The organism is Cellulomonas composti, from assembly GCF_007990245.1.
GTDB classification, from domain to species: domain Bacteria; phylum Actinomycetota; class Actinomycetes; order Actinomycetales; family Cellulomonadaceae; genus Cellulomonas; species Cellulomonas composti.
Map to the genome: position 1 here is coordinate 11730 of NZ_BJWG01000016.1, position 22780 is coordinate 34509.

Here is a 22780-nt window from a genome sequence, read left to right on the forward strand (position 1 = left end):
TCAGCCCGGTGGCAGGATGCCCCGGCCGATGGCGACCGTCACCGCTCGCGTGCGGTCGTCGACGCCCAGCTTGGCGAAGACGCGCAGCAGGTGCGTCTTGACGGTCGCCTCGGCGATGAACAGCTCGGCGCCGATCGCGGCGTTCGACAGGCCACGCGCGACGCCCGCGAGCACCTGGGTCTCGCGCGCCGTGAGGCGCTCGTCGGCCCCGCGGACCTGCTGCACCAGCCGCCGTGCGACCGACGGGGAGAGCGCGGCCTCACCGCGTGCAGCCGCCCGCACGCCCGCGACGAGCTCGGCGCGCGGGGTGTCCTTGAGCAGGTAACCGGTCGCGCCCGCCTCGACGGCGCGCAGGATGTCGGTGTCGGTCTCGTACGTCGTGAGCACCAGGACCCGGGTCCCGGGCACCTCGGTCACGATCCGCGCGGTGGCGGCGGCGCCGTCCAGGCGCGGCATCCGCAGGTCCATGAGCACGACGTCCGGGTGCAGCGCGTGCGCGAGCGCGACCGCCTGCTCGCCGTCGGCCGCCTCGCCGACGACCTCGAGGTCCGGCTCGACCGCGAGCAGCCCCCCGAGCCCGGAGCGGACGACGGGATGGTCGTCGGCCAGCAGCACCCGGATGGTGCGCTGCGGTGCGCTCATCGCTCGGCCCCGATCGTCGCGTCCTCGTCGTCGTGCGGGTCATCGCCCGCGCCGGTCGGCAGCCGCAGCCGCACGCTCGTCCCGGCGCCCACCGAGCCGCGCAGCTCGAGCTCGCCACCGCCCGCGCGCGCCCGCTCGCGCATGCCGCGCACACCGTTGCCCTCGACGTCCTGCTCGCGCAGCCCGCGGCCGTCGTCGGTGACCTCGAGCTGGACCTGTCCGCCCGTGGTCGTGAGCGACACCCGCACGTGCGTCGCCGCGGCGTGCCGCCGGACGTTGGCGAGCGACTCCTGCGCGGCCCGCAGCAGCGCGACCGCGACGTCCTGCGGCACCGGGCCGGCCTCGGCGGTCTCGACGACGACGGCCGTGCCGGTCTCCGCCTCGAACCGCGCGCCGAGGCGCGCCAGCGCGGCCGCGAGGTCGCCGTCCGCGAGCGCCGGGGGAGCGAACGCCGCGACGAGCGCGCGGGCCTCCGCGAGGTTGTCGCGCGCGACGGCCTCGATCTGGCCGACCCGTTCCGCGGCCCGCTCGGGACGGCCGAGGTCGAGCTCGGCCGACGTCGTCTGCGCGAGCATGACGATGCTCGTGAAGCCCTGCGCGAGCGTGTCGTGGATCTCCTGCGCGAGCCGCGCGCGCTCCGCGAAGACACCCTCGGCGTGGTGGCTGGCGGCGAGCTGGGCCTGCGTGGCGCGCAGGTCGTCGAGGAGCACGGCGCGTTCCTCGCTCTGCTCGGCCACGTACGTGACCCACAGCCCGAGCCCGATCGAGAACACCATGCCGAGTGTCGCCTGCCCGACGATCGAGGGGACGTCGGAGGGCTGGGCCTCCACCCGCGCTGCGGTCGCGGCGACGATGCCGACCGTGAGGACGATCGTCCACACGATCCCGTTCACCCGGCTGGTCGCGAAGAACCAGATCTGGGAGTACGCGACGAACAGCAGCACGATCCCGAGCTCGACCACCCACGCCTCGTACGTCGTGACCAGCACCAGCACGACGAGGTAGGCCCGCGTGAGTCGCGTGTCCCCGCGCTGCGCGCCGGGCCGGCCGAGCAGGACGTAGGCGACCCCCAGCACCATGAAGCCGAGCAGCGACCAGACCGCGAGCCGTGCCGAGCCCGCGGTCGGCACGGAGAAGACAGCCGTGATCGTCACCATGAGCCAGAACGCGATGTCCCACGCGCGCAGCGACCTGCGCCAGAACTCCTCGCGCCCGTCGGTCATGGTGGGCAAGCCTGCCATCCCCGGTGCCGACCGTCGGTGCACGTCAGCCGTCGTCCCGTCGGCGCCACCGGAACGTCCGCACGCCGACGACGAGCCCGACGACGAGCCATGCGATCAGCACTGCTGCCGTCGCGGCGTGCTGCCAGGACCCGCCGGTCTCGAGCGCCTCCGCCTCGGACGGCAGGAAGACCGAACGCATGCCCTGCGCCATCCACTTGAGCGGGAAGACCGACGCGATCTGCTGCATCCACGACGGCAGCTGGTCGAACTGGAAGAAGACGCCGGAGATGAACTGCAGCACCAGCACGATCGGCGTGATGACCGCGCTCGCCGACCGCCCGCTGCGCGGCAGCGACGAGAACCCGACGCCGCACACCGCACCGGTCGCGGTGCCGAGCAGGAACACCCACGTGAGCGTGAGCCACGACTGCGCGTCCGAGGGCATCGGGACGTCGAACGCGAGAGCCGCGACGGCGAGCAGGAGCGCGGTCTGCACGAGGGACGTGACCAGCACCTGCCCGACCTTCCCGACGAAGTACGACGCGGGCGGCAGCGGCGTCGCGCGCAGCCGCTTGAGCCCGCCCTCGTCGCGTTCCACGGCGATCGAGATCGCGAGGTTCTGGAAGCTGGACAGCATCACGCCGGTCGCGACCATGCCGGGCAGGAAGTACTGCGCGAACGGGATGGTCGTGTCGCCGATCTCGATCGCGGCGTCGTCCTGGCCGAAGACGGTCGCGAAGATCGCCAGCATGATGATCGGGTAGGCGAAGATGAAGATCACGGCGTCGCGCTCGCGGAAGAACAGGCGCGCCTCGTAGCGCGTCCGCTCGTAGCCGAGCCGGAGGGTGCTGGGCAGCGCGGGCGGCCGTGCCTCGGTCGTGGCGGTCATCGTCCGGCTCCCGTCGGGGTCGTCGTCGGCTCGTTGTCGTGCTCGTCGGACGTGGTCGGGACCGCGGGCTTCTCGTCGGCGCCGATGAGGCTGAGGTAGACGTCCTCGAGGGTCGGGCGCAGCACCTGCAGCCCGGGGACCTCGCCGTACCGGGCGCCCAGCTCGCCGACCACCTCGGTGGGCGTGTCGGTGCGCTGCTCGTGCTCGCCGTGCTCGTCGTGCCAGCGCACGACCGCCTGGCGCGCGGTCCGGCCGCCGAGCGTCGCGGGCGGCCCCTCCGCGACCACCTGGCCGTCGCGCACGACCACCACGCGGTCGGCCAGGTGCTCGGCCTCCTCGAGGTAGTGCGTGGTCAGCAGGACGGTCGCGCCGTCCTCGCGCAGGTTCGTGACGAGGTCCCAGAACGAGCGCCGCGCCTGCGGGTCGAAGCCGGTCGTCGGCTCGTCGAGGAACACGAGCTCGGGCCGTCCGACGATGCCGAGCGCGACGTCGAGCCGCCGGCGCTGACCCCCGGAGAGCTGGCGAGCCCGGGTGCGGACCTTCTCGCGCAGCCCGACGAGGTCGATGACCTCGTCCGCGTCACGTGCACCGGGGTAGTAGGTGGCGAAGTGGTGGACCAGCTCGCCGACCGTCGCCTCCGCGAGGTCGTTCGTCCCCTGCAGCACCACGCCGATGCGCGAGCGCCACGCGCGCCCGGCGCGTGCGGGGTCCTCGCCCAGCACCCGCACGTCGCCGCCGTCGCGCGAGCGGAACCCCTCGAGGATCTCGACGGTGGTCGTCTTGCCCGCTCCGTTGGGGCCGAGCACCGCGACGATCTCGCCGCGCCCGACCACGAGATCGAGGCCGTCGACCGCCTGCTTCTCTCCGTAGGCCTTGCGCAACGCGCTGACCTCGACCGCTGGTTCCTGTGTCATACGGCCAGCCTGCCGTGGTGGCGACGGGTACGCGAGGGTCCGACGACGGGACCTCGGGTCCACCGATCGGTGGACCCGAACGTCAGCGGCTCGTCAGCGGGGCTGGGCCTCGCCCAGCAGGTTCTGCACGCGCGAGACACCTTCGACGAGATCGTCGTCGGCCAGGGCGTAGGAGAACCGCAGGAAGCCGCTCGGGCCGAACGCCTCGCCCGGGACGACCGCCACCTCGACCTCGTCGAGGATGAGCGCCGCGAGCTCGGCCGACGTCGTCGGCGTGACGCCGCGGATCTCACGGCCGAGCACGCCCTCGACGCTCGGGTACGCGTAGAACGCGCCCTGCGGCACCGGGATCTGCACGCCGTCGATCGCGCCCAGCATCTCGACGATCGTGCGACGCCTGCGGTCGAACGCGAGCTTCATCTCCTCGACCGCCGTCAGGTCGCCGCTCACGGCGGCGAGCGCGGCGCGCTGCGAGACGTTCGCGACGTTGCTCGTCAGGTGGCTCTGCAGGTTCGTCGCGGCCTTGATGACGTCGGCCGGCCCGATCATCCAGCCCACGCGCCAGCCGGTCATGGCATAGGTCTTGGCGACGCCGTTGAGCACGATCGACGTGTCGACGAGCTCGGGCACGACGCGCTGGATCGGCGTGAACACCGCGTGGTCGTAGGTGAGGTGCTCGTAGATCTCGTCGGTGATGACCCAGATCCCGTGCTCGAGCGCCCAGCGGCCGATCTCGGCGGTCTGCTCGGGCGAGTACACCGCACCCGTCGGGTTGGACGGCGAGCAGAACAGCAGGGCCTTGGTGCGCGGCGTGCGGGCCGCCTCGAGCTGCTCGACCGTGACGAGGTAGCCCTGGTCGGCGCCCGCGAACACCTCGACGGGCACGCCCTCCGCGAGGCGGATCGCCTCGGGGTAGGTGGTCCAGTACGGCGCGGGCAGCAGCACCTCGTCGCCCGGGTCGACGATCGCCGCGAACGCCTGGAACACGGCCTGCTTGCCGCCGTTCGTGACGAGCACGTCCTGCGGACGGACCGCGTAGCCCGAGTCGCGCAACGTCTTGGCCGCGATCGCCTCGCGCAGCGCGGGCAGACCGGCGGCCGGCGTGTACCGGTGGTTGGCCGGATCCTGCGCCGCCGCGACGGCGGCCTCGACGATCGCCGCGGGTGTCGGGAAGTCGGGCTCGCCGGCGCCGAACCCGATCACGGGACGGCCGGCGGCCTTGAGGGCCTTGGCCTTCGCGTCGACCGCGAGCGTCGCGGACTCGGCGATCGCGGCGAGACGGGCGGAGACACGGGGGCGGGAGGTCGGCTGGCTCACGGGGTCATAGTGGCAGAGGTCACGCACCGCTCGCCCGTGACTTTCGGTGGGTGGGCTGTGGGGTGGACGGCGGGCGCCGGGCGGGTTCGACCCACGGCCGTCCGTCCCGTACAGTGGTCCACCGGCGGTTGACGATCGCGATGATGCTCTGCGCCCATGCACGGGTGCCGGGGCGGGTTCGCGAGGCTTGGCCGTCGTAGGGCAGTGGCGCAATTGGTAGCGCAGCGGTCTCCAAAACCGCAGGTTGCAGGTTCGAGTCCTGTCTGCCCTGCGCAGGTCCCATCCACCGACGAAGACGGCAGGCACACCGAACGTGAGCGAGACAGCAGCCTCCGCGGCGTCCGACGCCGAAGGCTCGGCGGCGCCCGCGTCCGAGCGCAAGAGCGGCGGCAAGAAGACGCAGGAGCGTCCCGGTCTGTTCGCGCGCATCGCGCTGTTCGTCCGGCAGGTCATCGGCGAGCTGAAGAAGGTCGTCCGGCCGACGCGTTCGGACCTGATCACCTACACGAGCGTCGTGCTCGTCTTCGTCGCCGTGGTGATGGCCTTCGTCACCGTGGTCGACCTCGGGATCGGCAAGCTCACCTTCTGGGTGTTCGGAGGCTGAGCCCGTGGCCGTATCGGCCACCGCACGCGGTCCCTTCGCGGATCGCTCCACCGTCGTAGAAAGCAGGTCCGCACGTGTCGAACGAGTCGTCTGAGCCCACGCCGGCCGACGTCGAGCTCGAGGAGACCCTCGAGTCCGTCGAGTCCGTCGAGGCGTCCACCGACGAGCCGGCCGCTGACGAGTCGGCTGTCGACGAGCCTGCCGGAGACGAGCCTGCCGGAGACGACGCGGACGCTGTCGAGTCCACGCCCGACGAGTCCACGCCCGACGAGGACGAGGACGACCTGGACGAGGACCCGGTCGTGGCGTACAAGTCGAAGCTGCGTAGCCTCCCGGGCGAGTGGTACGTCATCCACTCGTACGCCGGCTACGAGAACCGCGTGAAGGCGAACCTCGAGAACCGCACGCAGAGCCTCAACATGGAGGACTTCATCTACCAGGTGGAGGTCCCCATGGAGGAGGTCGTCGAGATCAAGAACGCGCAGCGCAAGGTCGTCAAGCGCGTGCGCATCCCCGGCTACGTCCTGGTCCGCATGGACCTGACCGACGAGTCGTGGGGCGCGGTCCGGCACACGCCGGGCGTCACCGGCTTCGTCGGGCACACGCACCAGCCCGTGCCGCTGACGCTCGACGAGGTGTTCTCGATGCTGGCCCCGACGTTCGAGGTCAAGTCCGCCTCGGCCCCGGCCGCCTCGGCCCGCGCCGCGAACAAGATCGAGGTCGACTTCACGGTCGGCGAGTCGGTCACCGTCACCGACGGGCCGTTCGACACGCTGCCCGCGACGATCTCCGAGATCAACGCCGAGAACCAGAAGCTCAAGGTTCTCGTCTCCATCTTCGGCCGGGAGACCCCGGTCGAGCTCTCGTTCAGCCAGGTCGCCAAGATCTGACCGGACGGGGACGGTCCCGCTGCGGCGGGGCGTCCGTGCAACCGGGTCATCGCCCACGGCGTAGGCCCACGAACAGGAAAGGGAAGGCGTCATGCCCCCCAAGAAGAAGGTCACCGGCCTGATCAAGCTCCAGATCAAGGCCGGCGCGGCTACCCCCGCCCCGCCGATCGGCCCCGCGCTCGGTCAGCACGGCGTCAACATCATGGAGTTCTGCAAGGCGTACAACGCGGCCACCGAGGCGCAGCGTGGCGACGTCATCCCCGTCGAGATCACGGTGTACGAGGACCGCTCGTTCACCTTCATCACGAAGACGCCGCCGGCCGCCGAGCTCATCAAGAAGGCTGCGGGCGTGGCCAAGGGTTCGCCCACGCCGCACACGGTGAAGGTCGCGACGCTGACCCGCGAGCAGGTGCGCGACATCGCGGCCACCAAGCTCGTGGACCTCAACGCGAACGACCTCGAGGCCGCCGAGAAGATCATCGCCGGCACCGCCCGGTCGATGGGCATCAAGGTCGCCGACTGACCTGTCGGTCGGACGCACCACCACGCATCACCCTCACGCAACACCCAGTGGCAGGGCCCGTGTGCGGCCCGTGAAGACCACGACTGCTCACAAGGAGAACAGGCAGATGGCGAAGCACAGCAAGGCGTACCGCGCTGCGGTCGAGAAGATCGAGGCCGGCAAGGTCTACAGCCCGCTCGAGGCCGTGCGCCTCGCGCAGGCGACGTCCACGACGAAGTACGACGCGACCGTCGAGGTGGCGTTCCGCCTCGGCGTCGACCCGCGCAAGGCCGACCAGATGGTCCGTGGCACGGTCAACCTGCCGAACGGCACCGGCAAGACCGCGCGCGTCATCGTCTTCGCGACCGGTGAGCGTGCCGAGCAGGCCCGCGCCGCCGGCGCCGACGAGGTCGGTGGCGACGAGCTGATCGAGAAGGTGGCCGCCGGCTACACCGACTTCGACTCGGCCGTCGCGACCCCGGACCTCATGGGCAAGGTCGGTCGACTCGGCAAGGTCCTGGGCCCGCGCGGCCTCATGCCGAACCCGAAGACCGGCACCGTGACGATGGACGTGGCCAAGGCCGTGTCCGACATCAAGGGCGGCAAGATCGAGTTCCGGGTCGACCGCCACGCGAACCTGCACTTCATCATCGGCAAGACCTCGTTCACCGAGGTCCAGCTGGTGGAGAACTACGCCGCCGCGCTCGACGAGATCCTGCGTCTGAAGCCGTCCGCCTCGAAGGGCCGCTACATCACGAAGGCGACCGTCTCGACGACGAACGGCCCCGGCATCCTGCTCGACCAGAACAAGACCCGGAACCTGACCTCCGACGACGACGCCTGAGCGTCGCCCGCCGCGAGCTGACGAAGGCCCGAACCCCCGAGGGTTCGGGCCTTCGTCGTACCCGGCCGGTGCCGGGCCACGGGTTCGGGTCAGTCGTCGCCCGACGCCGTGCCCGGGGTTCCCTGCGCCCGGGCGGCCGACCGGTACGCGTCTCGGTATGCGTCGCGGTAGGCCGCGGCGTAGGCCGCACGGAACCCCGCGAGCTGCCCGGCGCGGTAGGCCGCGGCGTAGGCCGCACGCGCCCGGTACTGCGCCTGCGCCTGGGCGCGAGCGCGCGCCGCGCGCGCCTGGACCTGGGCGCGCGCCTGCGTCTGCGCGCGGGCGGCGGCCTGGCTGTACGCCCGGTAGGCGGCCTCGGTGAACGGCTCGGTGAAGGGCTCCGTGAACGGCTCGGTGAACGGCTCCGTGAACGGGTCGGACGTCACCGCCTCCGTGAAGGGCTCCGTGAACGGCTCGGTGAAGGGTTCCGTGAACGGCTCCGTGAAGGGCTCGGTGAACGGGTTCGTCGCGAGCGCCTCGGTGAACGGCTCGGTGAACGGTTCGGTGAACGGCTCGGTGAACGGTTCCGTGAACGGCTCGGTGAAGGGTTCCGTGAACGGCTGGGCGGACGACTGGGGCGTGGACGGGTCGGACACGAGGGCCTCCGAGGTCGGTGTCAGGCGGTTGACGGGAGAAGCGGCCGTCGCCCCGGGCCGGTCCGACGTCGAGCGGGGCGCCCCCTGCGCGTCCCGCTCGATCGAGGACCGGCCCGACGGGGCCGAGGTACCGCGCGCGCTCGGGTGAGCGCGGTCCTGGGGAGCCGGGATCACCGACACGCCGAGCGTGTCGAGGACCACGGCGATGGGGTTGGCGACGGAGAAGCTTCCGTCGTCCTCGCCGGCCCACAGCAGGCCGACGACGTGCCCGGCGTCGTCGACGATCGCGGAACCGGAGTCACCGCCCGACGAGAACCGTTCGTGGTCCGGGGCGGGTTCGACACGGACCTGGTCACGCAGCGTGCGCCAGCCGACGCCGGGACCGAAGTCGACCGACGTCGTGTAGTCGGTGGACACGACCGTGCCGACGGTGACGCCCGTCGTGCGACCGGACTTGCGCACGGTCGCGCCGACCTGCGCGGGCCGGGCGCCGGCGATCGGCCCGATGCCGACGACCCACGGGAGCCACGGCGTGCCCGGGGCGAGCTCGACCACCGCGGCGTCGATCCGGTCCGTGAGCGTGCCCCGCACGAGCGCGGCGACACGGTCGCGGCGCGGCTCGCCGTCGTCGGCGAGGCCCGGCTGGATCCAGGTGCTGCCGGGGTCCTCGAGACCGTCGCCGGCAGCGACGTGCCAGTTGGTGAGCCCGAGCACGAGCCCGGTGTGCCGCTCGCTGACGAGCACGCCGAGCGTGCCGTTGACGGCGCGCAGCTGGGCCTGACCCCCCACCGGCACGGTGACCGGGCTCGCAGGCCCGAGGCTGAGCCCGCCCGCGAGCGGTCGGACCCGCGAGCGCAGCAGGGCGACGGCAGGTGCGTCCGACTGCTCGCCGGGCTGCTCGCCCCAGTGACCGGGGGCGGACTGCGTGAGTGAGAGCGGGGAGACACGGTGCTCGACGACGTCGGTGGGGACGCCGTCGATCTCGGCCGGGATGCGCTCGTCGTCGGACACCTCGTCGGACGCACGCTTGCGCTCGACGTGGACGACGATCGCCTGCCGCCCGGTGGGGGACCCGTCCGACCACTTCTCTGCGATGTCGATCCCGATCACGCCCGTGCGGGCGAGGAGCGCGTCCTCGACGCGACGCTTGGTGGGGCGGATCAGGTCGCGGTCGGTCGCGTCGTCCTGCGCGGTCATGTCGCGTGACTCCTCTCGGCTGGGCGCTGGTCAGGAGCGGCACGCCCCGGACCAGATACATCGCGGACGAAATCGCCCGCACGGGTGAATCATGGCGCTCGTCGTCGGACCGAGGTATCAGGCGCCCCCGGCCGCGCTCCTGACGCACGAACCCCGCGGGGAGGCGCGCGTCTCCTTGTCCGGGAAGTCCGGGCCGTCCTAGTGTGTCGAGGCACGGTCGCCCGCCGAGGCCAGTCGAGTGAGGGGCCAGATGATGAGTGACGACCTGGTGGAGCCGGCTGAGGCCGCGCTCCGCGACCAGGGGGAGGGGCTCGCCGACCAGGCGGCCCGAGCTGTCGTCGCCTACCGGGCGGGCGACCGCGAGCCGATGGCGGCGCTCGTGCAGGTCATGACGCCGCTGCTGTGGCACACCGTGCGCGCCCAGGGCGCGGACTCCGAGCTCGCGCAGGACATCGTGCAGAATGTCTGGCTGACCCTCGTGCGGGACATCGAGACGATCCGCGACCCGCACGCGACTCTCCAGTGGGCGCTCGTCACCGCGAAGCGCGCGGCGTGGCGGGCCGTGCGACGCTCACGAGAGGAGGCCGCCCGCAGCGACTCCGACGAGAACGCGACGCAATGGCTCACCACCTCGGCCGACGAGCTGCCGGATGCGGTGGCCGTCCGCGACGAGCGCGACCAGGCGCTGTGGCGGCACGTCGCCGCTCTGCCCGACCGCTGCCGCCGGTTGCTGGGGCTCGTCGCCCTGGTCGACCGGCCCGACTACTCGATCGTCTCCCAGGCGCTCGGCATGCCCGTCGGGAGCATCGGCCCGACACGCGGCCGCTGCCTCGCGAAGCTGCGGCTCGCGCTCACCTCGGACCCCACCTGGAGCCTGTCATGACCCCCGACGACACGACCCTCACGCTCGTCGCCAACGGCGCGGTCGACCAGCTGGACTTCGGCATCCTCGATCGGCTCGCGGCTCTCGTCGACGTGCACGACCCGGTCCCGGCCGGACTGGTCGACCGCATCGGCATGGCGCTGACGATCGAGGCGATGCACGCCGAGGTCGCCGAGCTGCACCTCGTCGGGGAGTCCGCGCTCGCGGTACGCAAGGACGAGGCGAGCATCGAGGCGGGAACGATCACGTTCACGACCGATGTGCTCACCGTGATGATCTCCGTGCACCCGGAGGGCGGCCGGGTCCGCGTCGACGGCTGGGCGGCGCCGGCCGGCGTGCTGCAGGTCGAGCTGCACCAGGACGCCGACGTGTCGGTCACGACGTCCGACGAGGACGGCCGGTTCTCGTTCGCCGACGTCGAGAGGGGGCCCGCGCGGCTGGTGCTGCGCCGGCCGAGCGACCCGACGGTGCCGGTGGTGACCCCGCAGGTCGAGCTCTAGCACTCGATGCGGTCCGACGAGGAGGCCGGCGCGCGCTTCGACAAGCGGGTGGACGACGTGGGCGCGAAGGTCGCGACCGCCGAGTCGGACAACGCCGAGGGACACCCGGGTCTGGCGCGACGGCGCCTCGTCGCAGCGATCGCGGAGCTCGACGCGCTCGCGCGCAACGGCCCGGCCGAACCTCGTCTGACGAAGATCCGTGCGCGCGCGCTCATGGAGCTCGCGAAGAGCGAGTTCGAGACGCGGGCCGGGCCCGAGCCCGCGCTCGCGCGGCTGGACGAGATGGTCGAGGCCGGTGCGGCGCGCGACTGGCGAGGGCTCGTACCCGCTCTCGCCGGGGTGCGCGGCCTGCTCGCGCTGCGGGCCGGTCGCCACGACGAGGCGCTCGAGCACCTCGACGCCGCTGTCGCGGCGATCGACCTGGCCGACCCGGTCGACGGCTGCCGGGCGCTGCTCAACCGCGGCACGCTGCACAGCGAGCGCAGGGCGGTCGGCCCCGCGCGCGCCGACTACGAGGAGTGCGCGCGCCGCGCACGTGAGCAGGGTTTCGACCTGCTGGTGTTCAAGGCCGAGCACAACCTCGGCTACGTCCTGTTCCGCGCCGGGCAGCTGCCCCGCGCGCTCGAGAGCATGGCAACGGCGGCCCGCAGCCTGCCGGGCCCGCCGCGGCCCACCGCGCTACGTGACCGCAGCGAGGTGCTGCTCGAGGCGGGGCTGGTGGGCGTCGCCGACGAGACGCTCGCCGAGGCCGCGCGGATCTTCGCGGCCGAGCACCTGCCGCGCGACGTCGCCGAGTGCGAGCTGGTGCGTGCGGAGTGCGCGCTGCTGCGCGGCGACCCGCAGGCCGGACGTGACCTGGCCGAGGCGGCCCGGCGCAGGTTCCGGCGCCGCGGCGACGAGTCCTGGGTGGTGCGGGCGGCCCTGCTCGCGCTCCAGGCCGACGGGGCGATCCTCGCGGCCGCCGAACCCTCCGAGCAGGCCGACGCCGCCTGGGCGGCGCTCGCCCGGCGGGCCGCCGAGGTCGAAGGGCTGTGCCGGCGGACGGGCCGGCCGACGTGGCAGCTCACGGCGCGGTACCTGGGCATCGAGGCAGATCTCGCGCGCGGCGCCACGGCCGACCCGGCGGCCGTGCTCGACGCGCTCGGCCCGGTCGCCGGCGACGACCCGCTCTCGGTGCGGCTCTACGGCAGTCGCATCCGGGCGCTGCTCGCGATGGCCGCCGGGGAACCGGCACGTGCGGCGTTCCACGTGCGCGCCGGCCAGCACGACCTGGGGCTGCACCGGGCGCGGTTCGGCTCGCTCGACCTGCGCACCGCCGGCGCGGTGCACGGGACGGCCCTGGCAGCCCTCGACCTCGAGCTCTCGCTCGCCGAGCACGACCCCGGTGCGGCGCTCGAGGGCTTCGAGCGGGCGCGCGCGGTCGTCGGCGGCAACCCCCGGGTGACGCCTCCGAGCGACCCGCACACCGCCGACCTGCTCGCGCAGCTGCGCCGACTCACCGAGGGCAGCCGCTCGATCACGGCGAGGCCCGCCGCGGACCCCGAGCGCGTCCGGCTGTTCGCCGAGGCGGCGCGGCTCAAGCAGGAGATCCTCGCGCAGTCGTGGCACGAGTCGGGCCGGGGTGGCGGCCCGGGCACCGAGCGCACGGAGTCCGCGGCCGAGGTGGTCGAGCGCCTCGCCGGGAGGTCGGGTGCCGTGCTGCTCGACGTGCTCGAGTACCGCGGCGAGCTGGTCGCCGTGCGGGTGGACGGCGACGGCGCGCGCCTGGTGCGCCTGGGGGAGTCGGCAACGGTCTCCGAGCAGGTCCGCCGCGTGCACGCCGACCTCGAGGTGCTCGCCAACCCGCTCGTGCCCGACGAGCTCCACACGGTTGCGCAGCGCTCGCTCGACGCGACGCTCGCGCGCCTGGACGCGCGGTTCGTCGACGTGCTCGACGACCCGGGCGAGCTCGTCGTCGTCGCGGGCCGGTGGCTGGGCGTGCTGCCGTGGGCGCTGCTCGCCTCGCGGACCGGCCGCGCGACGCTCGTCGCGCCGTCGGTGCACCACTGGATGCGGTACGCGGGTACGGCGGTGACGTCGGGCCGGGTGACCGCGGCGGCGGGACCGGGTCTGCGCCACGCCGACGAGGAGGCCGTCGAGGTGGCCGCGAGGTGGCCGGGCGCGAAGCCGCTGCTGGGTCCGGACGCCTCGGTCGCGGCCCTGGTCGACGCGTTCCGCCGGCCCGGCGTGGTGCACCTCGCGGCGCACGGCCGCCACGAGCCCGACAACCCGCTGTTCTCGTCGGTCCGGCTGGCCGACGGTCCGCTGTTCGCGCACGAGCTCGACGCGGGAACGGGGGACCCGCCCGAGCTCGTCCTGCTGTCCTCCTGCGAGGTGGGGCGGTCCTCGATACGCGCGGGCGGCGAGGCGTTGGGGCTGGCCAGCGTGCTGCTGCGCACGGGGGTCGCGTGCGTGGTGGCCGCGCTCGCACCCTTGTCCGACGAGACCGCGCTGCGCGTGATGTCGGCGGTCCACACCGACCTGCGGCAGGGCGTACCGGTCGCGCAGGCGGTCGCTGCGGCGTGCGCGCGCGTGGGTGCCGAGACGGGGACCGCGGTCCCGCTGGTGTGCCTGGGTGCGCCGGTGGGGGTGTGAACGCGGGCGACCGGGCCGGAGGTGATTTGGCCGTGCGCGGGTGCTCGTCTAGTCTGTACCCGCCCAAGACCGCCGGTCGTCGGTCCGCTCGTCGGACCAACCGAAGTCCCGCAGCAACGCGGAGGCCAGCGCAGGTGAAGAGTTCAGCATGAGGTCCGGCTGGTCCGGTCCGCCTGTCGAGCCCCGCGCCTGCGCGGGGCTCTTGTCGTTCCTGGGGGCGTCGGACGCGACCGGCACCACCACCGGAAGGATTGCCATGGCGAGGCCGGACAAGGCAGCCGCCGTCGCGGAGCTCACGGACCTGTTCCGTGAGTCGAACGCGGCCGTGCTGACCGAGTACCGCGGGCTCACCGTCGCCCAGCTCAAGAAGCTGCGCGTGGCGCTGCGCGGTAACGCTACCTACGCCGTGGTGAAGAACACGCTGACCGCGATCGCGGCCAAGGAAGCCGGCCTGACGGGCCTCGACGACGAGCTTGCGGGCCCGTCGGCGATCGCCTTCGTCACCGGCGACCCGGTCGAGGCCGCAAAGGGTCTGCGTGACTTCGCCAAGGCGAACCCCGCACTGGTCATCAAGGGTGGTGTCCTCGACGGACGCGCCCTGACCGCCGCGGATGTCAACAAGCTCGCGGACCTCGAGTCCCGTGAGGTCCTGCTGGCCAAGGCGGCCGGCGCGATGAAGGCCAAGCTCTACCAGGCTGCGTACGTCTTCACCGCGAACACCGCCCAGGCCGCTCGTGTCATCGATGCCCTGCGTCAGAAGCAGGAGTCGGAAGGTGCGGCTGCCTGACCCTGGCCCCGGTCAGGTTCGGCGCACCGCGCACACCCCCACATCCCGCTTCCGGCGCAGCACGCGTCGCGGAGCACCGTAGAAAGGAACGCCATCATGGCGAAGCTCAGCACCGAGGAGCTCATCGAGCAGTTCAAGGGTCTGACCCTCATCGAGCTGTCCGAGTTCGTGAAGGCCTTCGAGGAGGTCTTCGAGGTCACCGCCGCCGCGCCCGTCGCGGTCGCCGCCCCCGCCGCCGGTGGCGGCGCCGCCGAGGCCGTCGTCGAGGACGAGAAGGACTCGTTCGACGTCGTCCTCGAGGCCGCCGGTGACAAGAAGATCCAGGTCATCAAGGAGGTCCGCGCGCTCACGAGCCTCGGCCTCAAGGAGGCCAAGGACCTCGTCGACGAGGCCCCCAAGGCCGTCATCGAGGGTGCGAACAAGGAGACCGCCGAGAAGGCCAAGGCTCAGCTCGAGGCCGCCGGCGCCACCGTCACGCTCAAGTGATCCCACGTCCGGCCTGACGGCCGGACGGGCGCTTCGCACGAAGCCCGCTCCCCACTTCGGGGGGCGGGCTTCGTCGTGCGCGGGCACCTCGGGCGGCGCGGATGCCGGGTTGGACTTCCATCAGGTGGCGGACTATGCTGTCGCTTTGCGCTGGCCTGTGCCCGCAACCTCAGATAACCCGAGCCGACCTTGGCGCTACGTGCGCGCCGAGAGTACGGCTTCGAGGCAGGGGGTCGCGACTCGCCGGGCTGCGCAGGTGATTTCGACCGCAGGGAAGGACCCCTCTTGGCTGCCTCGCGCACCCCTTCTGCTCCGACCAGCGACGCCATCGCGAACCGCACCGCATCCCGCCGCATCTCCTTCGCCAAGATCCACGAGCCCCTCGAGGTCCCGGACCTGCTCGGTCTTCAGACCGAGAGCTTCGACTGGCTGCTCGGCAACGAGCGCTGGCAGGCCCGCGTGGCGGCGGCCCTCGAGGCCGGGCGCAACGACGTCCCCGAGACCGCGGGCCTCGAGGAGATCTTCGAGGAGATCTCGCCGATCGAGGACTTCGGCGGCACCATGTCGCTGTCGTTCCGCGAGCACCGCTTCGAGCCGGCGAAGTACACGGCCGAGGAGTGCAAGGAGAAGGACTTCACCTTCGCCGCGCCGCTGTTCGTGACGGCGGAGTTCGTCAACTACACCACCGGTGAGATCAAGAGCCAGACGGTCTTCATGGGTGACTTCCCGCTCATGACCGAGCGCGGCACGTTCATCATCAACGGCACCGAGCGTGTCGTCGTCTCGCAGCTCGTCCGCTCGCCGGGCGTGTACTTCGAGCGCGTGGCGGACAAGACGTCCGACAAGGACATCCTCACGGCCAAGATCATCCCCAGCCGTGGCGCCTGGCTCGAGTTCGAGATCGACAAGCGCGACAACGTCGGCGTGCGCGTGGACCGCAAGCGCAAGCAGAACGCGACCGTCCTGCTCAAGGCGCTCGGCATGACCGAGGCGGAGATCCGCGCGGAGTTCGCCGAGTTCCCGGCGGTCATCGACACGCTCGAGAAGGACCACGTCCAGACGCAGGACGAGGCGCTGCTCGACCTGTACCGCAAGATCCGCCCGGGCGAGCCGCCGACCGTCGAGGCCGGCCGCGCGCTGATCGAGAACTTCTACACGAACCCGAAGCGCTACGACCTCGCGAAGGTCGGCCGCTACAAGGTCAACAAGAAGCTCGGCATCGACGCGCCGCTCGCGGACTCGGTGCTCTCGCTCGCGGACATCGTCGCGACGATCCGCTACATCGCGTCGCTGCACATCGACCGCACGACGATGGCGGGCGTGCGTGGCGGCGAGGCCGTCGAGGTCCGCGTCGAGCCCGACGACATCGACCACTTCGGCAACCGTCGCATCCGCGCGGTCGGCGAGCTCATCCAGAACCAGGTCCGCACGGGCCTGTCGCGGATGGAGCGCGTCGTGCGCGAGCGCATGACGACGCAGGACGTCGAGGCCATCACGCCGCAGACGCTGATCAACATCCGCCCCGTCGTCGCCTCCATCAAGGAGTTCTTCGGGACGAGCCAGCTCTCGCAGTTCATGGACCAGAACAACCCGCTCGCGGGCCTGACGCACAAGCGGCGTCTGTCGGCCCTCGGCCCGGGTGGTCTGTCCCGCGACCGCGCCGGCATGGAGGTCCGTGACGTCCACCCGTCGCACTACGGCCGCATGTGCCCGATCGAGACGCCCGAGGGTCCGAACATCGGCCTGATCGGCTCGCTCGCGACCTACGGGCGGATCAACCCGTTCGGCTTCGTCGAGACGCCGTACCGCAAGGTCGTCAAGGGCAAGGTCACCGACGAGGTGCACTACCTCACGGCCGACGACGAGGACCGCCACGTCATCGCGCAGGCGAACGCGCCGCTCGAGGCGAACGGCAAGTTCGCCGAGGACCGTGTGCTCGTGCGCACCAAGGGCGGCGAGATCGACTACGTCGCCGGCGAGGCCGTCGACTACATGGACGTCTCCCCGCGCCAGATGGTGTCGGTCGCGACCGCGCTGATCCCGTTCCTCGAGCACGACGACGCCAACCGCGCGCTCATGGGCGCCAACATGCAGCGCCAGGCCGTGCCGCTGGTGCGCTCGGAGGCCCCGTTCGTCGGGACCGGCATGGAGCGCCGCGCGGCGATCGACGCCGGCGACGTCATCGTGGCCACCAAGCCCGGTGTCGTCACCGAGGTCTCGGCCGACCTGATCGTCGTCGCCAACGACGACGCGACCACGGCCACCTACCGCGTCGCGAAGTTCCGCCGTTCGAACCAGGGCACCAGCTACAACCAGCGCGTGCTGGTCGACGCCGGCCAGCGGGTCGAGGTCGGTTCGGTGCTCGCCGACGGCCCGGCGACGGACGAGGGCGAGCTCGCGCTCGGCCGCAACCTGCTCGTCGCGTTCATGTCGTGGGAGGGCCACAACTACGAGGACGCGATCATCCTGTCGCAGCGCCTCGTGCAGGACGACGTGCTGTCCTCGATCCACATCGAGGAGCACGAGGTCGACGCGCGCGACACCAAGCTCGGCCCCGAGGAGATCACGCGGGACATCCCGAACGTCTCCGAGGAGGTCCTGGCGGACCTGGACGAGCGCGGCATCATCCGCATCGGTGCCGAGGTCGCAGCCGGCGACATCCTCGTCGGGAAGGTCACGCCCAAGGGCGAGACCGAGCTGACCCCGGAGGAGCGCCTGCTGCGCGCGATCTTCGGCGAGAAGGCCCGCGAGGTGCGCGACACGTCGCTCAAGGTGCCGCACGGCGAGTCGGGCACGGTCATCGAGGTGCGCACGTTCAACCGCGAGGACGGCGACGAGCTGCCCGCCGGTGTCAACGAGCTCGTGCGCGTCTACATCGCCCAGCGCCGCAAGATCACCGCGGGTGACAAGCTGGCCGGCCGCCACGGGAACAAGGGCGTCATCTCGACGATCCTGCCCGAGGAGGACATGCCGTTCCTCGCGGACGGCACGCCGGTCGACATCATCCTCAACCCGATGGGTGTGCCCGGTCGCATGAACGTCGGTCAGGTGCTGGAGGTCCACCTCGGGTGGATCGCCGCGCAGGGCTGGGACATCTCGTTGGCCACGGAGGGTGAGCTGTCCTGGAAGGACAACGTCCCCGCCGCGGCCGCGAGCAGCGAGCCGCGCAACCCGGTCGCCACGCCCGTCTTCGACGGCCTGCAGGAGAACGCGCTCTCGGGCCTGCTCTCCAGCACGCTGCCGAACCGCGACGGCGTGCGCACGGTCGGTGGCGACGGCAAGGCGTTCCTGTTCGACGGCCGCTCCGGCGAGCCGTTCCCGGAGCCCGTGTCGGTCGGCTACATGTACATCCTCAAGCTGCACCACCTCGTCGACGACAAGATCCACGCCCGTTCGACCGGCCCGTACTCGATGATCACGCAGCAGCCGCTGGGTGGTAAGGCGCAGTTCGGTGGCCAGCGGTTCGGCGAGATGGAGGTGTGGGCCCTCGAGGCGTACGGCGCTGCCTACACGCTCCAGGAGCTCCTCACCATCAAGTCCGACGACGTGCCCGGGCGCGTCAAGGTCTACGAGGCGATCGTCAAGGGCGAGAACATCCCGGACTCGGGCATCCCCGAGTCGTTCAAGGTTCTGCTCAAGGAGATGCAGTCGCTCTGCCTGAACGTCGAGGTGCTGTCGTCCGACGGCGTCTCGATCGACATGAAGGAGAACGACGACGAGGTCTACCGCGCAGCGGAGGAGCTCGGCATCGACCTGTCGCGTCGCCCCAACGCCAGCAGCATCGAAGAGATCTGACGCCGAGCGTCCGGTGCGCCTTCCGTGAGGCGCACCGGACCGCCCGCACCCCCTTGCACCATTCCGTCCGCCGGCGCCACCACGGGCCCGGCATGCGAAGGAAGTAGGACCCCTTGCTCGACGTCAACGTCTTCGACGAGCTGCGTATCGGCCTGGCCACGGCCGACGACATCCGTGCCTGGTCGCACGGCGAGGTCAAGAAGCCCGAGACCATCAACTACCGGACCCTGAAGCCGGAGAAGGATGGCCTGTTCTGCGAGAAGATCTTCGGTCCCACCCGGGACTGGGAGTGCAACTGCGGCAAGTACAAGCGCGTGCGCTTCAAGGGCATCATCTGCGAGCGCTGCGGCGTCGAGGTGACCCGTTCCAAGGTGCGCCGTGAGCGCATGGGTCACATCGAGCTGGCCGCCCCCGTCACGCACATCTGGTTCTTCAAGGGTGTGCCGAGCCGCCTGGGCTACCTGCTCGACCTGGCGCCGAAGGACCTCGAGAAGGTCATCTACTTCGCTGCCTACATGATCACGTGGGTGGACGAGGACGGTCGTCACGAGGACCTCCCGAACCTGCAGAACGAGATCGACCTCGAGCGCAAGGAGATCTCCGACCGCCGGGACAACGACGTCAACACCCGCGCCCTCAAGCTCGAGCAGGACCTCGCCGAGCTCGAGGCCGAGGGCGCCAAGGCCGACGCGCGCCGCAAGGTCCGCGACTCGGCCGAGCGCGAGATGGCGTCGCTGCGCAAGCGTGCGGACGCCGAGATCGAGCGCCTCGAGCAGGTGTGGGACCGGTTCAAGAACCTCAAGGTCGCGGACCTCGAGGGCGACGAGCTGCTCTACCGCCAGCTGCAGGACCGCTACGGCAACTACTTCGAGGGGTCGATGGGCGCCGCGGCGATCCAGAAGCGCCTCGAGGCGTTCGACCTGGAGGCGGAGTCCGACAACCTGCGCGAGATCATCAAGACGGGCAAGGGCCAGCGCAAGACGCGTGCCCTCAAGCGTCTCAAGGTCGTCAACGCGTTCCTCACGACGAGCAACTCGCCGACGGGCATGGTCCTGGACGCGGTCCCGGTCATCCCGCCGGACCTGCGCCCCATGGTCCAGCTCGACGGTGGCCGGTTCGCCACCTCGGACCTCAACGACCTGTACCGCCGCGTGATCAACAGGAACAACCGCCTCAAGCGGCTCCTGGACCTGGGCGCGCCGGAGATCATCGTCAACAACGAGAAGCGGATGCTCCAGGAGGCCGTGGACTCGTTGTTCGACAACGGCCGCCGCGGCCGCCCGGTGACGGGCCCCGGCAACCGTCCGCTGAAGTCGATCTCCGACATGCTCAAGGGCAAGCAGGGCCGGTTCCGTCAGAACCTGCTCGGCAAGCGCGTCGACTACTCGGGTCGTTCGGTCATCGTCGTCGGCCCGCAGCTCAAGCTGCACCAGTGCGGCCTGCCGAAGCAGATGGCGCTCGAGCTGTTCAAGCCGTTCGTCATGAAGCGCCTCGTGGACCTCAACCACGCGCAGAACATCAAGTCCGCCAAGCGGATGGTGGAGCGCGCGCGGCCCGTGGTCTGGGACGTGCTCGAGGAGGTCATCACCGAGCACCCGGTGCTGCTCAACCGCGCACCCACGCTGCACCGCCTGGGCATCCAGGCGTTCGAGCCGCAGCTCGTCGAGGGCAAGGCGATCCACCTGCACCCGCTCGTGTGCGCCGCGTTCAACGCGGACTTCGACGGTGACCAGATGGCCGTCCACCTGCCCCTGAGCGCCGAGGCGCAGGCCGAGGCCCGCATCCTCATGCTCTCGAGCAACAACATCCTCAAGCCGTCGGACGGCCGTCCGGTGACCATGCCCTCGCAGGACATGATCATCGGCCTGTACCACCTGACGTCGGACCCGGTCGAGGACGCCCTCGGCTCGGGTCGCTCGTTCAGCTCGGTGGCCGAGGCGATCCTCGCGTTCGACCGCGGCGCGCTGGACCTCAACGCCCCGGTCAACATCCGCATGGACGACGAGTTCGTCGTCCCGCGCGAGGGCACGCCCGAGGGCTGGGAGTCCGGTCAGGCGTTCCCGACGTCGCTGGGTCGGGCGCTGTTCAACGAGCTGCTGCCGGTCGACTACCCGTACGTCAACGAGTTCGTCGACAAGAAGCGCCTCTCGGGCATCGTCAACGAGCTGGCCGAGCGCTACCCGAAGGTCGCCGTCGCGGCGTCCCTCGACGCGCTCAAGGAGGCCGGCTTCCGCTGGGCGACGCGTTCGGGCGTGACCATCGCGATCTCCGACGTCGCCACGCCGGCCGCGAAGGCGGGCATCCTCGAGGAGCACGAGGGGAAGGCCGCGAAGGTGCAGGGCCAGTACGAGAAGGGCCTCATCACCGACGACGAGCGTCGTCAGGAGCTCATCGAGATCTGGACCCAGGCCACCGACAAGGTCGCCAAGGCCATGCAGGACAACTTCCCGAAGCGGAACACGGTCTACCGGATGGTCGGCTCGGGCGCGCGAGGCAACTGGATGCAGGTCCGCCAGATCGCCGGTATGCGTGGCCTCGTGGCCAACCCGAAGGGCGAGATCATCCCGCGCCCGATCAAGTCCAACTACCGCGAGGGCCTGTCCGTCCTCGAGTACTTCATCGCGACGCACGGCGCCCGCAAGGGTCTGGCGGACACCGCTCTGCGGACCGCCGACTCGGGTTACCTGACGCGTCGTCTGGTGGACGTCTCGCAGGACGTCATCGTCCGCGAGGAGGACTGCGGCACCGAGCGCGGCCTGACGCTGCCCATCGGCATCGCGGCGGGTGACGGCCTGCGCCTGCACGACAAGGTGGAGACGAGCGTGTTCTCGCGCACGCTGGCCACGGACGTCGAGGTCGACGGCGAGGTCATCGGCAACGCCGGTGACGACGTCGGCGACGTGCTCCTGGAGCGGCTGCTCCAGGCGGGTGTCGACTCGCTCAAGGTCCGTTCGGTCCTCACGTGCGAGTCGCGCGTCGGGACGTGCGCCAAGTGCTACGGCCGGTCGCTCGCGACGGGCAAGCTCGTCGACATCGGCGAGGCCGTCGGCATCATCGCGGCCCAGTCGATCGGTGAGCCTGGCACGCAGCTCACGATGCGTACCTTCCACACCGGTGGTGTGGCCTCGGCCGACGACATCACGCAGGGTCTGCCGCGTGTCCAGGAGCTCTTCGAGGCCCGCACCCCCAAGGGTGAGGCGCCCATCGCGGAGTTCTCCGGCCGCATCGCGATCGAGGAGGGTGACCGGTCCCGCCGGATCGTCCTGACCCCGGACGACGGCTCGGAGGAGATCGCCTACCCGATCACCAAGCGCTCGCGTCTGCTCATCTCCGACGGCAGCCACGTCTCGGTCGGCACGCAGCTGGTGCAGGGTGCGGTGGACCCGAAGAAGGTCCTGCGCATCCTGGGCCCGCGCAAGACGCAGGAGCACCTGGTCGACGAGGTGCAGGAGGTCTACCGCTCGCAGGGCGTGGACATCCACGACAAGCACATCGAGGTCATCGTGCGGCAGATGCTGCGTCGCGTGACGGTGCTCGACTCCGGCACGACCGACCTGCTCCCGGGTGAGCTGGCCGAGCGTGGCCGGTTCGAGGACGCCAACCGCCAGGCGGTGGCCGAGGGCGGGCAGCCGGCTTCGGGTCGTCCCGAGCTCATGGGCATCACGAAGGCGTCGCTCGCGACGGACTCGTGGCTGTCGGCGGCCTCCTTCCAGGAGACCACGCGCGTGCTCACCGAGGCCGCGATGTCGGGTCGGTCCGACCCGCTGCTGGGCCTCAAGGAGAACGTCATCCTCGGCAAGCTCATCCCCGCCGGCACGGGCCTGCCCCGCTACCGCGACATCGCGGTGGAGCCGACGGAGGAGGCCAAGGCCGAGCTGTACCCGACGTTCGGCTACGACGAGATCGACTTCCCCGCTCTGGGCCTCGGCTCGAGCGACGCGATCCCGCTCGAGGAGATCGACTTCGGCGACTTCCGCTGATCGACCTGCACGACCTGCACGACCTGCTCGACGCCGAGGGGCCCGCCGCAACCGCGGT

Annotated in this window: 17 protein-coding genes and 1 tRNA gene; 12 read left to right on the forward strand and 6 right to left on the reverse strand. The window is 71.3% G+C overall.

Translation table 11 applies throughout. The annotated features are described in order from the left end of the window. The 5 genes from CCO02nite_RS14435 to CCO02nite_RS14455 all read right to left on the reverse strand — a co-directional run bounded on the left by CCO02nite_RS14435 (position 1) and on the right by CCO02nite_RS14455 (position 4985). The gene (locus CCO02nite_RS14435; protein WP_146843879.1) at positions 1-642 is read right to left on the reverse strand and encodes a response regulator; all 642 of its coding nucleotides are present in this window, start codon (positions 640-642) and stop codon (positions 1-3) included. Further along, positions 639-1865 (reverse strand): sensor histidine kinase, encoded by a 1227-nt coding sequence (locus CCO02nite_RS14440; protein WP_246117578.1) that lies wholly within the window; start codon positions 1863-1865, stop codon positions 639-641. The genes CCO02nite_RS14435 and CCO02nite_RS14440 overlap by 4 nt, the downstream gene beginning before the upstream one ends. Before the next feature lie 43 nt (positions 1866-1908). Beyond that, on the reverse strand, positions 1909-2754 hold the full coding sequence (locus CCO02nite_RS14445) for an ABC transporter permease (protein ID WP_146843881.1): 846 nt from the start codon (positions 2752-2754) through the stop codon (positions 1909-1911). Further along, positions 2751-3668, reverse strand: a complete 918-nt coding sequence (locus CCO02nite_RS14450; RefSeq protein ID WP_146843882.1) for an ABC transporter ATP-binding protein — start codon at positions 3666-3668, stop codon at positions 2751-2753. Before CCO02nite_RS14450 ends, CCO02nite_RS14445 begins: the two co-directional genes overlap by 4 nt. A 93-nt stretch (positions 3669-3761) precedes the next feature. Then, positions 3762-4985: a pyridoxal phosphate-dependent aminotransferase gene (locus CCO02nite_RS14455; RefSeq protein ID WP_186812719.1), complete on the reverse strand. Its 1224-nt coding sequence runs from the start codon at positions 4983-4985 to the stop codon at positions 3762-3764. A 198-nt stretch (positions 4986-5183) separates the two neighbouring features. On the opposite strand from CCO02nite_RS14455, the gene CCO02nite_RS14460 reads away from it, so the two are divergent. The 5 genes from CCO02nite_RS14460 to rplA all read left to right on the forward strand — a co-directional run bounded on the left by CCO02nite_RS14460 (position 5184) and on the right by rplA (position 7825). After that, a tRNA-Trp gene (locus CCO02nite_RS14460) sits at positions 5184-5256 on the forward strand. A gap of 42 nt (positions 5257-5298) precedes the next feature. Beyond that, the gene (gene secE, locus CCO02nite_RS14465) at positions 5299-5589 is read left to right on the forward strand and encodes a preprotein translocase subunit SecE (RefSeq protein WP_146843883.1); all 291 of its coding nucleotides are present in this window, start codon (positions 5299-5301) and stop codon (positions 5587-5589) included. Between the two features lie 74 nt (positions 5590-5663). Then, positions 5664-6479 carry a transcription termination/antitermination protein NusG gene (nusG, locus tag CCO02nite_RS14470; protein WP_146843884.1) on the forward strand — a complete coding sequence of 272 codons (816 nt, stop codon included), beginning with the start codon at positions 5664-5666 and terminating at the stop codon, positions 6477-6479. 91 nt (positions 6480-6570) lie between these two features. After that, on the forward strand, positions 6571-7002 hold the full coding sequence (rplK, locus tag CCO02nite_RS14475) for a 50S ribosomal protein L11 (protein ID WP_146843885.1): 432 nt from the start codon (positions 6571-6573) through the stop codon (positions 7000-7002). Positions 7003-7108: 106 nt separating this feature from the next. Beyond that, positions 7109-7825: a 50S ribosomal protein L1 gene (rplA, locus tag CCO02nite_RS14480; protein WP_146843886.1), complete on the forward strand. Its 717-nt coding sequence runs from the start codon at positions 7109-7111 to the stop codon at positions 7823-7825. Between the two features lie 89 nt (positions 7826-7914). Here rplA and CCO02nite_RS14485 read toward each other — a convergent pair whose 3' ends face one another. Then, the gene (locus CCO02nite_RS14485; protein WP_146843887.1) at positions 7915-9657 is read right to left on the reverse strand and encodes a S1 family peptidase; all 1743 of its coding nucleotides are present in this window, start codon (positions 9655-9657) and stop codon (positions 7915-7917) included. Between the two features lie 253 nt (positions 9658-9910). On the opposite strand from CCO02nite_RS14485, the gene CCO02nite_RS14490 reads away from it, so the two are divergent. The 7 genes from CCO02nite_RS14490 to CCO02nite_RS14520 all read left to right on the forward strand — a co-directional run bounded on the left by CCO02nite_RS14490 (position 9911) and on the right by CCO02nite_RS14520 (position 22722). Beyond that, entirely contained in the window at positions 9911-10540 is a 630-nt protein-coding gene (locus CCO02nite_RS14490) for an RNA polymerase sigma factor (protein ID WP_246117579.1), read from the forward strand. Continuing rightward, positions 10537-11040: a carboxypeptidase regulatory-like domain-containing protein gene (locus tag CCO02nite_RS14495; protein ID WP_146843889.1), complete on the forward strand. Its 504-nt coding sequence runs from the start codon at positions 10537-10539 to the stop codon at positions 11038-11040. The genes CCO02nite_RS14490 and CCO02nite_RS14495 overlap by 4 nt, the downstream gene beginning before the upstream one ends. Before the next feature lie 6 nt (positions 11041-11046). Continuing rightward, positions 11047-13674, forward strand: a complete 2628-nt coding sequence (locus CCO02nite_RS14500) for a CHAT domain-containing protein (RefSeq protein ID WP_146843890.1) — start codon at positions 11047-11049, stop codon at positions 13672-13674. Positions 13675-13930: 256 nt separating this feature from the next. Further along, positions 13931-14461 carry a 50S ribosomal protein L10 gene (gene rplJ, locus CCO02nite_RS14505; RefSeq protein WP_146843891.1) on the forward strand — a complete coding sequence of 177 codons (531 nt, stop codon included), beginning with the start codon at positions 13931-13933 and terminating at the stop codon, positions 14459-14461. Between the two features lie 96 nt (positions 14462-14557). Beyond that, positions 14558-14947: a 50S ribosomal protein L7/L12 gene (rplL, locus tag CCO02nite_RS14510; RefSeq protein ID WP_146843892.1), complete on the forward strand. Its 390-nt coding sequence runs from the start codon at positions 14558-14560 to the stop codon at positions 14945-14947. A 285-nt stretch (positions 14948-15232) separates the two neighbouring features. Beyond that, the gene (rpoB, locus tag CCO02nite_RS14515; protein ID WP_146843893.1) at positions 15233-18742 is read left to right on the forward strand and encodes a DNA-directed RNA polymerase subunit beta; all 3510 of its coding nucleotides are present in this window, start codon (positions 15233-15235) and stop codon (positions 18740-18742) included. A 113-nt stretch (positions 18743-18855) separates the two neighbouring features. Next, positions 18856-22722: a DNA-directed RNA polymerase subunit beta' gene (locus tag CCO02nite_RS14520; protein WP_146843894.1), complete on the forward strand. Its 3867-nt coding sequence runs from the start codon at positions 18856-18858 to the stop codon at positions 22720-22722. Positions 22723-22780: the final 58 nt, after the last annotated feature.

What these genes read in the sequence shown, in the direction of transcription:
- CCO02nite_RS14435 (WP_146843879.1), bottom strand. Translation starts at nt 642, where the DNA reads ATGAGCGCACCGCAGCGCACCATCCGGGTGCTGCTGGCCGACGACCAT.
- CCO02nite_RS14440 (WP_246117578.1), bottom strand. Translation starts at nt 1,865, where the DNA reads ATGACCGACGGGCGCGAGGAGTTCTGGCGCAGGTCGCTGCGCGCGTGG.
- CCO02nite_RS14445 (WP_146843881.1), bottom strand. Translation starts at nt 2,754, where the DNA reads ATGACCGCCACGACCGAGGCACGGCCGCCCGCGCTGCCCAGCACCCTC.
- CCO02nite_RS14450 (WP_146843882.1), bottom strand. Translation starts at nt 3,668, where the DNA reads ATGACACAGGAACCAGCGGTCGAGGTCAGCGCGTTGCGCAAGGCCTAC.
- rplK (WP_146843885.1), top strand. Translation starts at nt 6,571, where the DNA reads ATGCCCCCCAAGAAGAAGGTCACCGGCCTGATCAAGCTCCAGATCAAG.
- rplA (WP_146843886.1), top strand. Translation starts at nt 7,109, where the DNA reads ATGGCGAAGCACAGCAAGGCGTACCGCGCTGCGGTCGAGAAGATCGAG.
- CCO02nite_RS14485 (WP_146843887.1), bottom strand. Translation starts at nt 9,657, where the DNA reads ATGACCGCGCAGGACGACGCGACCGACCGCGACCTGATCCGCCCCACC.
- CCO02nite_RS14490 (WP_246117579.1), top strand. Translation starts at nt 9,911, where the DNA reads ATGAGTGACGACCTGGTGGAGCCGGCTGAGGCCGCGCTCCGCGACCAG.
- CCO02nite_RS14495 (WP_146843889.1), top strand. Translation starts at nt 10,537, where the DNA reads ATGACCCCCGACGACACGACCCTCACGCTCGTCGCCAACGGCGCGGTC.
- CCO02nite_RS14500 (WP_146843890.1), top strand. Translation starts at nt 11,047, where the DNA reads ATGCGGTCCGACGAGGAGGCCGGCGCGCGCTTCGACAAGCGGGTGGAC.
- rplJ (WP_146843891.1), top strand. Translation starts at nt 13,931, where the DNA reads ATGGCGAGGCCGGACAAGGCAGCCGCCGTCGCGGAGCTCACGGACCTG.
- rplL (WP_146843892.1), top strand. Translation starts at nt 14,558, where the DNA reads ATGGCGAAGCTCAGCACCGAGGAGCTCATCGAGCAGTTCAAGGGTCTG.